This window comes from Hyphomicrobium sp. DY-1 (assembly GCF_047497105.1).
Lineage (GTDB): Bacteria > Pseudomonadota > Alphaproteobacteria > Rhizobiales > Hyphomicrobiaceae > Hyphomicrobium_B.
The window spans coordinates 3,126,140-3,142,855 of the sequence record NZ_CP134870.1 but is presented as its reverse complement, the minus strand read 5'-3'; the positions used below and the strand labels follow the sequence as shown (position 1 = coordinate 3,142,855).

The following is a 16,716-nucleotide window of genomic DNA, read 5'->3' as shown; positions in this document are numbered from 1 at the left end:
TGAAGTGGTGGTGTATGTCGCGCGGTCCGTTACGGACGGGCCAGGCAGGCTGAAACGCTCGGAAAACCGATATTTCAGTGCGCCGCGTGCAAGACTATGGACCTGCGGGACAAGCCACCAAATTGGCTTGCAACAGAATACAATCGAGGCCAATAAGTCAACATGACTGACATAACGTCAGAAGGCCCGTCAGAACATCGCGGCGCACCGGGACAGCCCTCCCACGCCCAGGACGCTGGCCGACGCTCTCCGAATGCCGACCTGATCGCCTGTATCGAGCTGTTTTACTTCGCGTATCGCGGCTTTACATGCGACCCGGATACGATACTTGAGCAATACGGCTTCGGGCGAGCGCACCACCGCGTCCTGCACTTCGTGCACCGCAATCCCGGCCTGAAGGTCGCGGAACTGCTCGATATTTTGCAGATTACAAAACAGTCATTAGCGCGCGTCTTGAAACAGCTCGTCGATGAGGGCTTCATCATCCAGAAAGCGGGCAACGAGGATCGCCGAGAACGCCGCCTCTATCTGTCGGCAAAAGGCGCGCGTTTGACCGATAAACTGACACAAATCCAGGCCAAACGGATTGAAGGGGCTCTTGCCGGGCTCGGCGAAAACGCCGACACCGTTGCAAGGAATTTTCTCTTCGCGATGATTTCCGAAAAGGACAAGCATCGTGTCGAAAGCCTTATCCGTAGCGAGCACGGCGGACTGCCCTCGCCCGAACCTGGTTGCAACCCACGGGAACCATGATGGCACCGGACCGAACTGAACCTTTGGCCGATAATGCCCCGCACATCCTCGTCGTCGACGACGACCAGAAAATCCGCGGACTGCTCGGCCGCTTTCTTTCGAGCAACGGCTTCCGCGTCACCGAAGCGTCTGACGCTGCCTCCGCGCGATCCTACATGCGTGGCCTTGCGTTCGACCTGGTGCTGCTCGACGTCATGATGCCGGGCGAAAGCGGCTTGTCTCTCGCCCGCGACCTGAAGCTAACGCGCCCAGTGCCGATCTGCATGCTGACCGCACTCGCCGAAGCCGAGGATCGCATTTCAGGTCTCGAAGCCGGCGTCGACGATTACGTCTCGAAGCCCTTCGATCCACGCGAGCTGTTGCTCCGCCTGCGCAACATCCTTCGTCGCGGCCAGACGCAAACCGCCCAGCGCGATGAAATCCGCATGGGTGGCTGCGTCTTCAACATCACGCGCGGCGAACTCAAGCGCGATGACGAAGCCATCAAGTTGACCGAGCGTGAGCGCGATCTTTTGCGCCTCTTCTCACAACGCATTGGCGTCGCCGTTCCGCGCCATGAACTGTCGAGTGACGACAGCACTGGCAGCGAGCGCGCCATCGACGTCCAGATCAACCGCCTCCGGCGCAAGATCGAAGCCGACCCTTCGAACCCGGTCTATTTACAAACGGTCAGAGGCAAAGGCTACATCCTCTACACCGATTGACCGTAACAGCGCGCTCGGGTCGACCGGCGCAAGGCGGATAGCATCCCATGGCCGTTGTGCCCGAAACGACCCCGGAGACCGGCAGCCTCGCCGCGCGCTATCAGCGCTTTCGCGAGCACCCTATCGTCATGCGCATCCTGGGTCTCGGCTCCGAGATGCTGCCGAAAGGGCTTTATGCCCGCGCGCTGCTGATCATCATCACGCCCATCGTCGTCCTTGAAGGCGTGATCGCATTCGCGTTCATGGAACGGCACTGGCAAGCCGTTACGCGCCGGCTTTCGGAAGCAACCGCGCGCGATATCGCCGCCGTGATCGAAGTCTATGAGGACATGGCGAAACGCGAAGGTCCGCAAAAGATCATCGACCTCGCGCGCGATCGCCTCAACCTGCAAATGGAAGTGCTGCCGAGCGGCGACCTGCCGCCGCCTGGTCCGAAACCATTCTTTCGCCTGCTCGACCGCGCGCTCTCGAACGAACTGCGCAAGCACGTACAGCTGCCGTTCTGGATCAACACCGTCGGCGACCAGAACGTCGAGATCCGCGTGAAGCTCGACGATGCGATCCTGCGTTTCGTCGCCACCCGCAGCCAGACGTATGCCTCGAACTCGCACATCTTCCTGCTGTGGATGGTCGGCTCGTCCGTTATTCTGCTGACGGTCGCGATCCTGTTCCTGCGCAACCAGATCAGGCCCATCCTCCGTCTTGCGGACGCGGCGGACGAATTCGGCAAAGGTCGCGGCATCCCGGAGGATTTCCGCCCGCGCGGCGCACGCGAGGTGCGCCAGGCCGCGCTCGCCTTCCTGCAGATGCGCGACCGCATCAAGCAGCACGTCGAGCAGCGTACGACGATGCTGGCGGGCGTCAGCCACGACCTGCGCACCGTCCTGACCCGCTTCAAGCTTGAGCTTGCCCTACTCGAAGATACGCCGGAGACGCGCGCACTCTCCGCCGACGTCGACGAGATGCAGCACATGCTCGAAGACTACCTCGCCTTCGCGAAAGGCGACGGCGGCGAGGAAGCCAAGCCGACGAACCTCAAGGAGCTGCTGGAAGAGATCGTCGACGATGCGTCGATCTACGCTTGCTCGATCGAACTCAAGATCCGCAAGAGCAAGGGCGACATCATCCTGCCGTTGAAGCGGCAGGCCCTGAAACGCGCCATCATGAACCTCGTCACCAACGCTGCCCGCTTCGGAGACCGCATCATCATTCGTGTGGCACCCGAAGGCCGCTGGGTTCGCATCGAGGTCGACGACGACGGCCCTGGCATCCCCGAAGACGAACGCGAGAACGTCTTCCGGCCTTTCTATCGTCTCGACCACGCCCGCAATCAGGACGAGGGCAACAGCGGCTTGGGGCTCGTCATCGCCCGCGACATCGCCAAAAGCCACGGCGGCGAGATCGCATTGGGCGAGAGTTCGATGGGCGGCCTCCGCGCCATTATCTCTTTGCCGCAATAGAGAAATTTGACTGTCGATCACAAATTTGGCGCGCGGGGCACACGCCCTTGTGATTTGACTGTAACGTTATGAAGTTACAATTTTTGGACATCGGTTCCGGCACGATTTCCCGTCCGACTACGGCGAAGGTGTCCTCCAAGGCTGCAGTCGCCGGAACCGAAGTTCCACGCTGTGGGTCGCCAACCCACGGGAACGCCAATCGAAGGTCGCGAACCTCGGGCGAGACCAATTTCCCAGCCCTGGTCAATGCCCGAGTTCGCGGCCTCGTTTTTCTGCCGCCAGCACCGCTTCCGTCATCAGCTCTTTGAGGCCGCTACCGTCGCGCATCAACACGCCCAGCGCCGCCGCCGTCGTGCCGCCCGGTGACGTCACGTTCTGGCGCAGCGTCGCCGGATCGGCCTTCGACTGATGCAAAAGCTCACCGGCACCTGATACCGTGGCAGTGGCGAGCCGCTTCGCCGTCGCCGCATCGAGCCCCGCCGCAACGCCAGCGTCCGCCAGTGCTTCCGCCAGCAGGAACACATAGGCAGGTCCCGACCCCGACACAGCCGTTACCGCGTCGATCAGATCTTCTTCCGGAACCCAAACGACATCACCAACCGCGCCGAGCAGCGCTTCGCAGGCGGCCTTTTGAGACGGTGTTGTATGAGCGCTCGCGACGGCGCCCGTGATGCCGCGCGCGATGGCAGCCGGCGTATTCGGCATGGCCCGCACAACGGCAATACCAGCCGGCAGATGCCTCTCGAAGCTCGCAATCGTCTTGCCCGCCGCAATCGACACGACGACCGTCTGAGGCCCCGCGATCTTGGCCAAGGCCGGAAAGACGTCATCCATCACTTGCGGCTTCACCGCGACGACGATGACAGCGGGTGGCGTCGACTGCGGTTCCAGAACCGGTTGCGACGCGATCCCGTGCTTCTGCGCGAGTTCAAGCGCAGCGCCGGAAAGCTGCGGTTCCTGGATGATGACCTGAGCCGGATCGAGGCCCCGCTCAAGCCAGCCCGCGAGCATCGCTGCGCCCATTTTGCCCGCGCCGGCAAGCACGACGGAACCATCTAATTTCAGAGACATAACCCGGACACCTTGGAAAGTGGCCGGGCGTGGGTCGAGACGTCGCCCGATGGACCCGGCTTAAGCCTGCCCCTGTGTCTCGAACATCGTCGAAACCAGGGCTTCGCGGCTTTCCTTACCTGCCCACACCACGAACTGGAAGGCCTGGTAATACCGTTCACAGCCTTCGAGCGCCGCTTTCAGCATCGCTTCGCACTGCCGGACCGTCGCGACGGCGCCGTTGAGCAGCAGCGCGTGACGGAACATCACGAGCCCTTCCTGGGTCCACAGATCGAAGTGGCCGAGCCAGAGCTGCTCGTTGATCTGGGCGATCAGGCGATACATTTCCGTCAGGCGATTTTCTGGCACCCGGAAATCGAACGCGCACGCCAAGTGCAGGGCTTCGAGATCGTCACGCCAGTTGATCGAGATGTGATAGTCGGCCCAGGAGCCCGCAACGATCAACGTCAGCTCTTCATCGCTCGCGCGCTCGCACGGCCAGTCGTGGGCATGCGCAAGTTGTTCGATGAGATCGATCGGATTGAGAACGCGGTCAGAACCCTGTTCCGCAACTGCCATTTGATATCGCTCTCCAGTCTGCCGCGCGCCGGGATGGCCACGAAGCAACCACGCGATTGGGATTTCCCAAATTGCGCCGCTTTCGTGCTGCTGCGCCGGACAAAACCAGACGGCCCTGCGAGTCGCAAGCTGACCCGGCGGGCCAGGAAATCTTGTCCACGATCAAAGTGGCAAAGCCCAGGCGAAACAGGGGCCAAGGCCGCCTTGGGCCACGATTGCTGGTGAAAAGCGCTCGAACCTGTGGATGCCTTCAGGCAGCGGTGCCGCCCTGCGGCGAAAGCTTCGAGAGCTTGGCTTCCAGCTCCGCAATGCGCGCCGCCAGCGCCTCGTTTTCCTGCCGCGCCTTCTGCGCCATTTCGCGCACCGCTTCGAAATCTTCGCGCGTCACGACATTCATGTCCCGCAGGAACTTTTCGGCTTGGCCCCGAAAAACGGCCTCGGTTTCTTTCTTGAAGCCCTCTGCCGCACCAGCGGCGTCTGTCATGAGCTTGGCAAAGTCGTCAAAGAGTTTGTTGGTCGTCTGGGTCATTTCGAGATCTCGGATTGGAACGGTCATTCAACTATGGCGATAGGCAGGCATGGCTGCAAGCTTACGACATTCTCATCTTGGGTCTGCCGGATGCCTGCTTGACATTAAGACGGTGTTACTCAAACAACGCGGCCTAAGACCGGCCTTCCCTGGTAACTCGATACGGCCATTTGCGAAACCTCGCCCGGAGAGCCGATGACACCCCTCGCCCTTCTCACCTACCCCGATATCGACCCCGTCGCGATCCATCTCGGGCCGGTAGCCGTCAAATGGTATGGCCTCTCATATATGGCCGGCCTTTTGCTCGGCTGGTGGTATATCCGCAACCTGGTCTCGACACCGAAACTCTGGGCGGGCAACAAAGCGCCGATGACGCTCGAACGCATCGACGACCTTCTGCTCTTCATGACCTTTGGTGTCATCATCGGCGGCCGCCTCGGTCAGATCTTCCTCTACGACCCCGACTTCTACTTCTCGCATCCTCTGGAGATGGTGAAGGTCTGGAAGGGCGGGATGAGCTTTCATGGCGGCGTCATCGGCTGCGCCATCCTGATCTTCGTATTCGCCTACATCTACAAAGTGTCAGCCCGGTCCGTGGCGGATCTCGTCTGTGCGTCCGTACCCTTCGGACTTTTCTTTGGCCGGATCGCCAATTTCATCAATTCCGAGCACTGGGGCCGCGTGACCGACGCCTGGGTCGGCATGGTCTTTCCCAACGGCGGCGACAACCCGCGCCATCCGAGCCAGCTTTATGAGGCGGCGCTCGAAGGCATCGTGATGTTCATCATCTTGCGGATCGCCACCCACCACTTCTCCTCGCTGAAGCGCCCCGGACTGACGACCGGCATCTGGATGATCTGGTACGCCATCGCCCGCAGCTTCTCGGAGATCTTCCGCGAGCCCGAGCCCTATAACATCATGAACATCGGTCCCTTCACGGCCGGTCAGATGTACTGCGTGCCGATGGTTATTCTGGGGATCTATCTGATCTGGACCGCCTGCCATAACAAAAGCGAGCCCGGAAAGGCTGCGGTGTGATCGATAACGGCCTGCGTCGCGATACACCGCTCGCCCGGCGGATCAAGGAACGGATTCGCCGCGACGGGCCGATGACGGTCGATAGCTATATGTCCGCCTGCCTTTGGGATGCGGACTACGGCTACTATCGCCGTCAGCAGGTGTTCGGCGCATCGGGCGACTTCATCACCGCCGCCGACGTATCGCAGGTCTTTGGCGAGCTTCTGGGCGTCTGGGCCGGCGTCGTCTGGCAGGGCGTGCTCGGCGCTCCTAACCCGATTACCATCGTCGAATACGGCCCCGGACGCGGCACCATGATGCGCGATATTCTTCGCGCCGCCCGCATCGTCCCCGGCTTCTCGAACGTCACGCGCGTGCATCTCGTCGAAGCCAGCGAATCCCTGATCGAGTTGCAAACTGCAACTCTGTCGGAATTCCGCAACGTGCTGAGCTGGGGCCGCGAACTCGACGAGATCAACCCGCCGGCCATCATCTTCGCCAACGAATTTCTCGATGCCTGGCCGGTCGCCCAATGGGTCAAGACCGCATCGGGTTGGCACATTCGCGCCGTGACCCTCGATGCCCGCGGCGACCTGCAATTCACCGCAATCGACGGCGAATGCCCGCGCGATGCATTCGAAGCTCTGCTGCCCGGCGCCCCGCCCGGGGCCGTCATCGAAAGCCAGCGCCTCGACCAGCTTGCCGACGCCCTGCAAGCACTCTCCGAACGCGGCCCCATCGCCTTTCTTATGGTCGACTATGGTCACACCACACCGGCCGCCGGAGACACACTGCAAGCGGTCCGCGCGCATAAGTATGAATCTCCACTGACGTCGCCGGGCGAAGCCGACCTGACGGTGCACATCAACTTCTACGATCTCGCCTCGACGCTGCATCGCGCCGGTCTGGCGCTCGATGGCCCTGTCACGCAGGCGGAGTTCCTCGGTGCTCTCGGCATTGTCGAGCGCGCCTCGCGTTTGATGGCGGCCAATCCGGCCCGCGCGACCGAAATCGAAACGGGCGTCGCCCGCTTGCTCGCCCCCAATGGCATGGGAGGGCGCTTCAAGGTCCTCGCAGCCCGCTCCCCCGGTCTACCGTCGCTTCCGGGCTTCAGCGCGGCCCGCGAGCAGAGCGCCGCGCCCGGACCAGCATGAAGACCCGCATAAAGGGAAAGCGCGCCGGATGTCCTTGAAACCCATCGAAGCGCGAAATCTCTCCAGCTGGAACGGCATCCGCCACGGCTTCTTCACCCGCGAAGGCGGCGTCTCGACGGGTCTCTACGCCAGCCTCAACTGTGGCTGGGGCTCAAGCGACGATCAGAACCTCGTCGCCGAGAACCGCAACCGGATCGGCCGTTTTCTCGGCGGCGACGAAAAACTCGGCGGCGGTGTCGTCACGCTCTATCAGGAGCACGGCACGATGGCGCTGCACGTGACCAAAGCGCCAGACCGCGCGGCCCTCCCCCACGCCGACGCCGTCGTCTCCAACACGCCCGGACTTGTCATTGGCGTTCTGACAGCGGATTGCGCTCCGGTCCTGATGGCCGACGCAGAGGCCGGCGTCATCGCTGCTGCTCACGCCGGCTGGCGTGGCGCCATTAACGATGTTGTCGGCAGCGCCGTCGCGGAAATGGAACGTCTCGGCGCCAAACGCGAACGGATCACTGCGGCCGTTGGCCCCTGCATCAGTCAGTCAGCCTACGAGGTCGGCCCTGAGTTCGAGGCGACCTTCCTTGAGCGTGATCCAGCGTTCAGCACGTATTTCACGCGCGCGAACCCGAACGCGCGTCCGCATTTCGATCTACCGGCCTTTGTGACAATGCGATTGCAGGCAGCCGGCGTCGGCAGCATCGAGGATCTGGCGCTCTGCACCTGCAAGAACGAATCGCTTTTCTTCAGCTACAGGCGTAAAACTCTCCTCGGGGAAGTGGACTATGGCCGTCAAATCTCCGCCATCGTCGTGGCGTAACGGCATAATCCACAGGGAAGTCCGAGCCGACGCCAACGTTTACACCGGTCGATAACAGTTTCGCCGAACTCCCGTCTGGACGGGTCGTTCAGGGCTGATCTACAGGGATAAGGGTCAGTTCCGGTAGTAATCACAGGAGTTCAGGCCGCGGAGGTAATGTGTTCCGGCCGCCGGGGAAGTCGCGGTTGGATAAGGGGGGACGTCGAGTGGCGACCTTTTGCTCTGCTCGGGTACGCGAGCGCCGAACACGTCTTTGGACGATCGGGTCAATACTTTTGGCTTCGCTGGTAACGGCAGGCCTGGGCGGCTGTGGCTCATCATCAAACCTCCTGGGCGACATGGGCGGCGGAACGCCCTCGGCACAAAACTCGATCGCTCTCCCGACAGGCGCGTCACCATCGGGACCCGTTACACAGAACGCCAAATTCCAGATCGCGCCGGTTATCGGATCGCCCGAAAACGTCGCTCATGAATTGCAGTCGCAGCTTGCGTCTGCCATCGGCCGAGAGGGCCTGAGCGTCGGCACCTCAAACAATGCGACTGGCGAATATGTCGTCCGCGGCTACATCGTAGCTGCTCGCGAAAAATCGAAAGCGAAGATCTCCTACATCTGGGACGTGACCGACCAGAGCGGCAAGCGCGTCCATCGCGTTACGGGTGAGGAAGTCATCGCAAGCGCCGGGAAAGACCCCTGGTCAGCCGTGACGCCGGCCGTCGTAGAACGGATCTCCGGCAAGACCTCAAAACAGATCGCTAGCTGGATCGCGAGCGGCGGCGGTGTTCCGATGGCTTCGAACATCAACACGCAGTCGACCAACGCTCCGTCGAGCCCGCCGCGGCCGACGACGTACGCCTCGGCTGCATCGAGCCCGGCTTCGCCGACGACCGGCAGCATCACCCACTCGGGTCCTGTCACAGCCGTCGTGCCGCTGGTGACGGGAGCGCCCGGCGATGGCAGCACCACGCTCACCACCGCAATTCAGCGCGAATTGTCGAAGAGCGGCCTGAAGCTGGCGACCACGCCCGACTCCCAAGCCTACAAAGTTGTCGGCAAGGTCGCCATGGGCACCAGCAAAGACGGCAAGCAGCCGATCCAGATCGACTGGAACGTGATCGACCCGAGCGGCAAGAAGCTCGGCACTGTGTCGCAGAAGAACGAGATCCCAACCGGCTCGCTTGACGGTTCCTGGGGGCAGACCGCGGACGCCGCAGCCGCTGCTGCCGCGCAAGGCATTATCAAGCTCTTACCGCCAAAGAGCGTCGAATAATCAGTAGCCGGTCAGGTTAACCTCGATCGGCAACACTGTGACAACAGCTTGGGCCCGGACGGTTGAATCGTCCGGGCCCAATTGCTACAAGCCCGCAAATGAAGAGGTTTCTGGAGCGCAAATGCCTTTCGATTCCAAGGGTGACGCCCGGAACAATGACGGCCGAGGGAAGCTGGGCGTGAAAATCATCGCGGGAAACAGCAATCGCCCCCTCGCCGAGGCGATCTGCACCTATCTGAAGCTGCCGATGGCCAAAGGCCAGGTGAAGCGCTTCGCCGATATGGAGATCTTCGTCGAGATCCAGGAGAACGTCCGCGGACAGGACGTATTCGTCATTCAGTCGACGTCGTTCCCCGCCAACGACAACATGATGGAGCTGCTGATCCTGCTTGATGCGTTGAAGCGCTCGTCTGCGCGCCGCATCACAGCCGTCATCCCGTACTTCGGTTACGCCCGGCAGGACCGCAAGCCGGGTCCGCGGACGCCCATTTCTGCCAAGCTCGTCGCCAACCTGATCGAGCGCGCCGGCGCCGACCGCGTTCTGACGCTCGATCTCCATGCCGGCCAGATCCAGGGCTTCTTCGACATCCCGACCGATAACCTCTTCGCTGCCCCGGTCATGACGCGCGACATCGAAGAGCACTATGGCAACACGGACGACATCGTCGTCGTGTCGCCCGACGTCGGCGGCGTCGTCCGTGCCCGAGCGCTCGCCAAGCGTATCACCGCGCCAATCGCCATTTGCGATAAGCGGCGCGAACGTCCAGGCGAAAGCGAAGTGATGAACGTCATCGGTGACGTCGACGGTAAACGCTGCATTCTGATCGACGATATCGTCGATTCCGGCGGTACACTCGTCAACGCCGCTGAGGCCCTGCTGAAAAACGGCGCGACGGAAGTCTCTGCTTACATTTCGCACGCTGTGCTGTCCGGCGGCGCCGTCAGCCGCATCCAGAACTCGCGCCTGAAATCGCTCGTCATTACGGACTCGATCCTGCCGACCGAAGCCGTGAAGGCCGCGCGCAATATCCGCGTCATGTCGATCGCGCCACTCATCGGCGAAGCGATCCTCCGCACGAGCCGCGAAGAAAGCGTCTCAAGCCTCTTTTACTGATACGCTTTCAAGAAGCCGGATTTTCCGATCCCTAGCGGTGCTGTTTCGCACTGTTCGGGAAAAACTCCCCATGCCATAAGGAAATTTGAGAACAATAACGGGAAGCAAATTCTCGAGGGGGAGGCGTGGGGCAAATCCCGTTTCACACGCGAGCGGCAGGCTGCGTTGTTGCCTTGCTCATGGGCATCTCGATGCTCACGTTCTCACAGGCGGCAATGGCGGGACCGTCACTCGACCAGTTCGAAATCAAAGATCTCGACACCGAACCTGGCGCGATCGAGATTGAAAGCCAGAATGACTTCTCATCTGGCAATCCGAGACGCGGCGTTGTTTCCAATGGCGCGGGCGGCATCATTGCCGACGACAATACGGTGACACGCCAACGCGAAGGCCTGGAAGTTGAGATGGGCCTCACGACCTTCGTCAAACTTCGCCTTGGCGTCGAGTTCGAGCAGCAGCGCCTGGACGATCCCAAGACCTTTAACGAAGCCGACCGGATGGGACCGCTCGAATTCGACAGCTACGGCGCCGAAACCATCTGGACCGTCATCAAACGCAAAGGCGACGGCATCGGCGCCGGCTTTCTCGTCGAATGGGATCAATCCGCACACGAAGACGAAGCTTCGACGCTGACGATTGGTCCGATCATCGAATGGCAATCCGGACGCTGGAGCGCAAACATCAATCCGACCGCCATTCAATACTTCGGCGGTGGCTTCGAAAATCAGAGCAAGCTCGATTTCGGCTACGCCGCCCGGATCATGTATCGCACATCTAAGCAGCTCGCTCTTGCCGTTGAATCCTATGGCGGCATCGAACGCATCAGCGGCGGCAACACGAACGAGTCGCAGCAAATCTTCGGAACGTTCAATCAGTATCGTCTCGGTCCTATCGCCTACTGGACGTTCGGCGACGACAATGATGACGACACGCTCTCAAAGAAAGATGACGCTGAAGACGAACGAAAAGTCGAAACGACAGTCGGCTTCGGCGCGCTGTTCGGTTTGAATAGTGCGACGCCTGCAACCACACTGAAACTCAGTCTCGATATCGATTTTTGACGAAAGCCCACGTCACGCAATCCATTCTTTGCGGAAAATAACCTACCGTGGTGTTCAAAGCGCGCTTTCTCGACAAGTGTACTACACTGTTGCGATCGTGGGACGAAACCCACGGCGCCGCGCCAGCGACCCATCCATTGCCCGTACCACGGATTTTCGATCACCAGAATTTCGCGTCCCGACAAGCGTGAACTTCTAACACGCGCAAAAGCTACGTGACGGCCTGATAATTGGTGAACAGCTCGACCGCGCTTTGAGGCGCCCTGTCGTTGAAGAACAGCTTGAGGTTCCGGTCTGCTTCCGCAGCAGCAGCGGCGCTGCGGGAAAAGAGATCTTTTTCATACGCGATGAGTGCGGTTTCAACGTCGCCAGGATGGTCCGCGATCGCCTTGCCGAGTTCAGACCCATCGTACATCGCGAGGTTGGCCCCTTCGCCTGCGAAGGGTGACATCAGATGCGCCGCATCACCGACCAGCGTCACGCCGGGAATTCGGTCCCACCTGTGCTCGATCGGGAGCGCATAGATGGCGCGAGGAATTGGGGCGGTCTCACTTTCTGTAATGAGCGCCGTCAGCTCCGGCGCCCATCCGTCAAATTCTTTGGCGATAATAGCCAACGCGTCCGTACGGTTGGAAAAATCGATGCGCGCAATCCAGTCCTCCGGCTTGTTCAACGCGACATAAGTATGCATCGTGCCATCGGCCTCTCGATGCCCCAGGATACCTTTGCCGGGAGCAATTGCCATCAGCGTGCATCCGCCGATCGCCTCCGCACTCGCCTTGTACCGGTTGTCGATATCGAACAGGTACGTCTCGATGAACGACGTGCCGACATAGGCCGGTGTGGTTTTGGAAAGAAGCGGGCGCACTCTCGACCAGGCACCGTCCGCCCCCACCAGGACATCGGTCGTCACCGTCGAGCCATCGCTAAAGGTCACCAAGTGCAGCCCGCCGCCGAGCGCAGACACCGCAGTAACCTTATGCCCCCAGCGGATCGTGCCGGCGGGCAGTGACTCGAGCAAAATCCGACGAAGCTCTCCGCGAGGGACCTCTGGCCGGCCGCCGTTACCCTTGTCGGTCTCGTCGAGCAGCACGTTGCCGTGTTTGTCGAGGACCCGCTGCGCCTCGGCGCCGGGAAGGATGATTTTGCGAAACTCCTCGAAGAGCCCTGCGGCCTTGAGCGCGAGCTGACCATTGTACGTGTGGATATCGAGCAAGCCGCCTTGAGGACGCGCATCCGCAGAGGCTTCCGCTTCAAAGATCGTCGCCGCGATACCGTGAAGATGCAGAACACGCGCAAGTGTCAGCCCCCCAAGGCCGGCACCGACAATCGCGATCGGAATGTGCATCTCTGCTCCCCCCACAAATCCTCCGTCACAACAGCAAATGGAACGTCGTTCCATACTTGGAACGTCGTTCCATTAATGTCAAGATAAGGTCATGGCCAAAAAAGCTCACAGCAGCAAACGACGTGAAGAATCGCTCTCGCGGGACCGCATCATCGATGCGTCGATCGCGCTCTTGGACGAGAGCGGAGAGAGCGGGCTGACGTTCCGGGCGTTGTCGGAACGGCTCGCCACCGGCCCTGGAGCGATCTACTGGCACATAGAAAGCAAGAATGAGCTGCTCACCGCGGCGGCCGACGCCATCATCTCGCGCTCAACAAATGCTCCCGTAGCCGAAGCCACGCCCGAGGCAGCCATCCGCGCGCTCGCTCTCGGCATATTCCACGCAATCGACGCGCATCCATGGGTTGGGTCGGCACTCTCGCGAGCGCCGGGGCGGCCGCCGATGGTCCGCATTCTCGAGCGCCTGGGCCAGCAGCTTCGCGCTCTCCGCATTCCGGCGGAAGTACAGTGGGACGCAGCATCGGCGTTGGTAAGCTACATTCTCGGTGTTGCGGGGCAGAACGCGGCCAATGGGCAATTCGCCCGTACGCATAACCTTGATAGATCCGAATTTCTGAATGCAGTCGCAGCGGAGTGGTTGAAGCTCGACCCGGACGATTTCCCATTTACACGCAGCCTAGCGGGGCGGTTGCGCACTCATGACGACCGGACCGATTTCCTCGCCGGCATTGATCTCATCCTGAAAGGCATTTGCTCGCGGAAACAGCGCTGAGACGGAGATCACACGTCAATCGTGGCCCGTTACGCAGTCCCCGCAGCGTCCGCGAATTTCCATCGTCATCGAACGGATGTTGAAGTCGTTTTTGCCGGCCCAGGTCTGCAGGCTCTTCACAGCGGTCGGACTATCGAATTCCTTCACCGTGCCGCAGGAATCGCAGATCGCGAAGACAGCCTTTCCGACGTGATGAGGATGATCGCAAGCGACGAAAGCGTTGAGGCTTTCAAGCCGATGCGCCAAGCCATCGTCGATTAAACGTTGTAGAGCCCGATAGACCGTTGGTGGCGCGCTGACACCCTTCGCGCGCACCTGTTCGATAAGCTCGTAGGCGCTCACGGGCCGCCCGACGCCCCTCAGCGCTTCGACAATGATCTTGTCCTGATCGGCCGCGCTTCGGCGTTTGGTCGTCTTCTTCGTTATCACTTCGGGCATCTCCACACCCACAATTGCAGGTCACAACGCAGGGTTTCCAGTAAATCACCCCTTAATATGCTGATTTTCTCAGCAACTTTCCAGTCCGACCCAAGTATTGTGCGCCTATTAGGGGCCGTTTCCGACCGTTGCGCGCGGCGGCAACCCCAGGTATATACCCGCCATCTCAAGAGGATTTTCCTGAGACGCCGCCCGGCACCCTTGGAGGCCGGCAAGCGGCTTTTTGGCTCTTCTGATAGGCAGAAGAGCCTTTAACACTCGGAGACGATGCCATGGCTGAGCTCATTACGCTCAAGGCTACGGCGCGCCCGCGTGCCGGCAAGGGGGCCGCACGCCAAGCACGCCGCAATGGAAATGTGCCCGCCGTCATTTACGGCAACCACGAAACCCCGGAAACGATCAATCTCGAATACAACGAGCTGTGGAAGCAGGTCCTGCGCGGCCACTTCACCTCGACGGCTATCGAGATCGACGTCGAAGGCACGAAGCACATCGTGCTCGCCCGCGACGTCCAGGTCGACCCTGTCCGCGACACGCCCCTTCACGTCGACTTCCAGCGCGTCGGCAAGGATGGCGTGATCCGCGTCTCGATCCCCGTGCACTTCACGAACGAAACGTTGTCGCCGGGTCTGAAGCGCGGTGGCGTTCTCAATATCGTCCGCCACGACGTCGAAGTGTTCTGCCCTTATGACAAGATCCCCCGCGCGTTCGAGATCAATCTCGAAGGCATGGAGATCGGCCGTTCGATCCACATCTCGGCCGTCGAGATGCCGGAAGGCGTTTCGCCCGTCATCAAGAATCGCGACTTCACGATTGCGACGATCGCCGGCGCTCTGAAGGGTGACGACGAAGCTGCAAGCACGACCGCAGATGCCGCTGCCGCTCCCGCCGCTGGCGCCAAGGCTGCTCCGGCCGCCGCTGGCAAGGCAGCCCCGGCTGCTGCAGGTAAGGCCGCTCCGGCCGCCAAGCCCGCCGCGAAGAAGTAAGACGTTATATACCGGCGCGATCTGCCGATTGCGCCGGTCTCTCTTTTACCGCGTGATAAACCCAGTGCCGGCTTCCCGACAATGTCCCGCGCCTTCCGGCCGGCTCCCCGGAGGGGAGTCGGAAGGCGCAACGAAAAGGCTCGGTCGGAAGGCACAGTTGAAATGAAGCTCTTCGTCGGTCTTGGCAATCCGGGCGATAAATATCGCGCCAACCGTCACAACATCGGCTTCATGGCGCTCGACCGCATCGCGGAACGCCACAGCTTCGCGCCCTGGCGCAAGAAATTTCAGGGCCTCATCTCCGAAGGCTCGATCGGCGGCGAGCGCGTGGCGCTGCTGAAACCCGAAACCTACATGAACGAGAGCGGCCGCTCTGTCGGCGAAGCCCAGCGTTTTCTAAAAATTCCGCTGTCGGACATTTACGTCTTTCACGACGAGTTGGACCTTGTCCCCGGCAAGGTGAAACTGAAAACGGGCGGCGGCAACGCCGGTCACAATGGCCTGCGCTCGATCACCGCGCACATTGAAAACGAATACAAGCGCGTGCGCCTCGGCATCGGTCATCCCGGTTCAAAAGATGCGGTCGTCTATTATGTTTTGAACGACTTCGCGAAATCGGAGCGCGAATGGCTCAATGCGCTGCTTGATGCCATCTCCGACGCCGCCCCCTATCTCGCCAAAGGCGAAGACGACCGCTTCCTGAGTGACGTCGCCCGCACGACGCAGGAAGATCACGAAACGCCTGCGCGCAAGGCTGAGCGCGCGCCACAAGAGTCGCCGCGCCCGCCGAAGGCATCGCGGCCACACCCCGCCGGTGAACGCGCGTCCAAACGCCAATCCGCCCTCGCCGACAACTTGAAAAAATGGCTGAGCGCGCGAAAATCCGGCGGCGAGGACGCCTAGCATCCTCGCGAAGTTTGGCGAGTTGTGGGGTTGAGCCGATGTCTGAGTATCAGGAAGAGAGCCGCGCGGACTCCGGATCGCGATCTCTTTTCGATCTGGCTATCGGCGCGCTCATTCTCCTTTTCACCGTCGGCGTTTTCGGCAGCGTGCTGAATGACGCTTATTTCGCACGCGATAAAGACAAGACCGGCGTCCGGCGCATTTTCGCCCACCGCTGGAATGATCGCACGCTGGTCTTCCCGATCGAAGGCACCGACCGCCAGGGGCGCCGCGCCGTGTTCGACGTCGTTGTGCTGACGAAGAATTACGGCTGGGTCCGCGCCTCGACGACGGAACTTGAGAAGGACGACACCATCCTGTCGCCGCAAGAGATCCAGGACGAGGTTCTCGCGCCGCAATTGCGTCAGGGCCTGGGCACCGCGCTCGGTCTGATCGCCGTCGGCCTTGCGAGCCAGGAAGGCGACGTCGCCCGCGAGGAGCAGCGCGGTGGTCTCCGCGCCGTTCGCACCGCACAATGGGTGCGCGGCGCCATCGGCAATCGCATCCCGATGTGGACGCTCAATCTCGGCCGCTACATCGATCCGTGCGCCGATTGCGAAGATATAGATACGAGTTGGCAGCGCCCGTTTATCGTCATCGCGGTCCGCAGCGTCGATCAGGGCACGCACATTTCGGAGGCGCTTGCAGACGCCATGTCCGGCACGAGCAATCTTCCCGCACCCTCGCGCTACTCGACATTCGCCTTTACCAAGTACCAGCGGTGAGC

General features: G+C 61.2%; 18 protein-coding genes. 13 read left to right on the top strand and 5 right to left on the bottom strand.

Translation table 11 applies throughout. The features are described 5' to 3' along the window. The first annotated feature begins 162 nt into the window (after nt 1–162). The 3 genes from RLW41_RS15185 to RLW41_RS15175 are packed head-to-tail and all read left to right on the top strand — an operon-like array spanning nt 163 to nt 2,917. Nucleotides 163–753, top strand: coding sequence for a MarR family winged helix-turn-helix transcriptional regulator (locus tag RLW41_RS15185; RefSeq protein WP_013946583.1), 591 nt, complete (start codon nt 163–165; stop codon nt 751–753). Continuing rightward, the gene (locus RLW41_RS15180; RefSeq protein WP_409562482.1) at nt 750–1,457 is read left to right on the top strand and encodes a response regulator transcription factor; all 708 of its coding nucleotides are present in this window, start codon (nt 750–752) and stop codon (nt 1,455–1,457) included. The genes RLW41_RS15185 and RLW41_RS15180 overlap by 4 nt, the downstream gene beginning before the upstream one ends. Nucleotides 1,458–1,504: 47 nt before the next feature. After that, nucleotides 1,505–2,917: an ATP-binding protein gene (locus RLW41_RS15175; RefSeq protein ID WP_409562481.1), complete on the top strand. Its 1,413-nt coding sequence runs from the start codon at nt 1,505–1,507 to the stop codon at nt 2,915–2,917. A 243-nt stretch (nt 2,918–3,160) separates the two neighbouring features. Here RLW41_RS15175 and proC read toward each other — a convergent pair whose 3' ends face one another. The 3 genes from proC to RLW41_RS15160 all read right to left on the bottom strand — a co-directional run bounded on the left by proC (nt 3,161) and on the right by RLW41_RS15160 (nt 5,075). After that, entirely contained in the window at nt 3,161–3,988 is an 828-nt protein-coding gene (gene proC, locus RLW41_RS15170; RefSeq protein WP_414462008.1) for a pyrroline-5-carboxylate reductase, read from the bottom strand. Nucleotides 3,989–4,048: 60 nt separating this feature from the next. Further along, the gene (locus RLW41_RS15165) at nt 4,049–4,546 is read right to left on the bottom strand and encodes a YbjN domain-containing protein (RefSeq protein WP_013946579.1); all 498 of its coding nucleotides are present in this window, start codon (nt 4,544–4,546) and stop codon (nt 4,049–4,051) included. A 250-nt stretch (nt 4,547–4,796) separates the two neighbouring features. After that, entirely contained in the window at nt 4,797–5,075 is a 279-nt protein-coding gene (locus tag RLW41_RS15160) for an accessory factor UbiK family protein (RefSeq protein ID WP_409562479.1), read from the bottom strand. Between the two features lie 195 nt (nt 5,076–5,270). On the opposite strand from RLW41_RS15160, the gene lgt reads away from it, so the two are divergent. The 6 genes from lgt to RLW41_RS15130 all read left to right on the top strand — a co-directional run bounded on the left by lgt (nt 5,271) and on the right by RLW41_RS15130 (nt 11,503). Beyond that, a complete protein-coding gene (lgt, locus tag RLW41_RS15155; protein ID WP_409562478.1) occupies nt 5,271–6,113 on the top strand; it encodes a prolipoprotein diacylglyceryl transferase in 843 nt (280 codons plus the stop codon). Continuing rightward, nucleotides 6,110–7,246, top strand: a complete 1,137-nt coding sequence (locus RLW41_RS15150) for a class I SAM-dependent methyltransferase (RefSeq protein WP_024275478.1) — start codon at nt 6,110–6,112, stop codon at nt 7,244–7,246. The genes lgt and RLW41_RS15150 overlap by 4 nt, the downstream gene beginning before the upstream one ends. A gap of 28 nt (nt 7,247–7,274) precedes the next feature. Next, nucleotides 7,275–8,060: a peptidoglycan editing factor PgeF gene (gene pgeF, locus RLW41_RS15145; protein ID WP_024275477.1), complete on the top strand. Its 786-nt coding sequence runs from the start codon at nt 7,275–7,277 to the stop codon at nt 8,058–8,060. A gap of 275 nt (nt 8,061–8,335) precedes the next feature. After that, nucleotides 8,336–9,328, top strand: coding sequence for a hypothetical protein (locus RLW41_RS15140; protein ID WP_414462007.1), 993 nt, complete (start codon nt 8,336–8,338; stop codon nt 9,326–9,328). 178 nt (nt 9,329–9,506) lie between these two features. After that, nucleotides 9,507–10,442, top strand: a complete 936-nt coding sequence (locus RLW41_RS15135; protein WP_024275475.1) for a ribose-phosphate pyrophosphokinase — start codon at nt 9,507–9,509, stop codon at nt 10,440–10,442. A 191-nt stretch (nt 10,443–10,633) separates the two neighbouring features. Then, nucleotides 10,634–11,503, top strand: a complete 870-nt coding sequence (locus RLW41_RS15130) for a hypothetical protein (RefSeq protein WP_414462006.1) — start codon at nt 10,634–10,636, stop codon at nt 11,501–11,503. A gap of 211 nt (nt 11,504–11,714) precedes the next feature. Here the strand turns inward: RLW41_RS15130 and RLW41_RS15125 are convergent, their stop codons facing one another. Next, nucleotides 11,715–12,851 (bottom strand): FAD-dependent oxidoreductase, encoded by a 1,137-nt coding sequence (locus RLW41_RS15125; RefSeq protein WP_414462005.1) that lies wholly within the window; start codon nt 12,849–12,851, stop codon nt 11,715–11,717. Nucleotides 12,852–12,942: 91 nt separating this feature from the next. On the opposite strand from RLW41_RS15125, the gene RLW41_RS15120 reads away from it, so the two are divergent. Then, a complete protein-coding gene (locus tag RLW41_RS15120) occupies nt 12,943–13,623 on the top strand; it encodes a TetR/AcrR family transcriptional regulator (protein ID WP_409562474.1) in 681 nt (226 codons plus the stop codon). 15 nt (nt 13,624–13,638) lie between these two features. Here the strand turns inward: RLW41_RS15120 and RLW41_RS15115 are convergent, their stop codons facing one another. Next, nucleotides 13,639–14,061 carry a Fur family transcriptional regulator gene (locus RLW41_RS15115; RefSeq protein ID WP_409562473.1) on the bottom strand — a complete coding sequence of 141 codons (423 nt, stop codon included), beginning with the start codon at nt 14,059–14,061 and terminating at the stop codon, nt 13,639–13,641. Between the two features lie 272 nt (nt 14,062–14,333). Here RLW41_RS15115 and RLW41_RS15110 point away from each other — a divergent pair, with 272 nt between their 5' ends. The 3 genes from RLW41_RS15110 (at nt 14,334) to RLW41_RS15100 (ending at nt 16,714) form a co-directional block, all read left to right on the top strand. Then, nucleotides 14,334–15,047, top strand: coding sequence for a 50S ribosomal protein L25/general stress protein Ctc (locus tag RLW41_RS15110; protein WP_409562472.1), 714 nt, complete (start codon nt 14,334–14,336; stop codon nt 15,045–15,047). Nucleotides 15,048–15,209: 162 nt separating this feature from the next. Continuing rightward, complete coding sequence (pth, locus tag RLW41_RS15105; RefSeq protein WP_414462004.1) at nt 15,210–15,950, top strand: aminoacyl-tRNA hydrolase; 741 nt, start codon at nt 15,210–15,212, stop codon at nt 15,948–15,950. Between the two features lie 38 nt (nt 15,951–15,988). Then, nucleotides 15,989–16,714: a hypothetical protein gene (locus tag RLW41_RS15100; RefSeq protein ID WP_414462003.1), complete on the top strand. Its 726-nt coding sequence runs from the start codon at nt 15,989–15,991 to the stop codon at nt 16,712–16,714. The last annotated feature ends 2 nt before the right edge of the window (nt 16,715–16,716 follow it).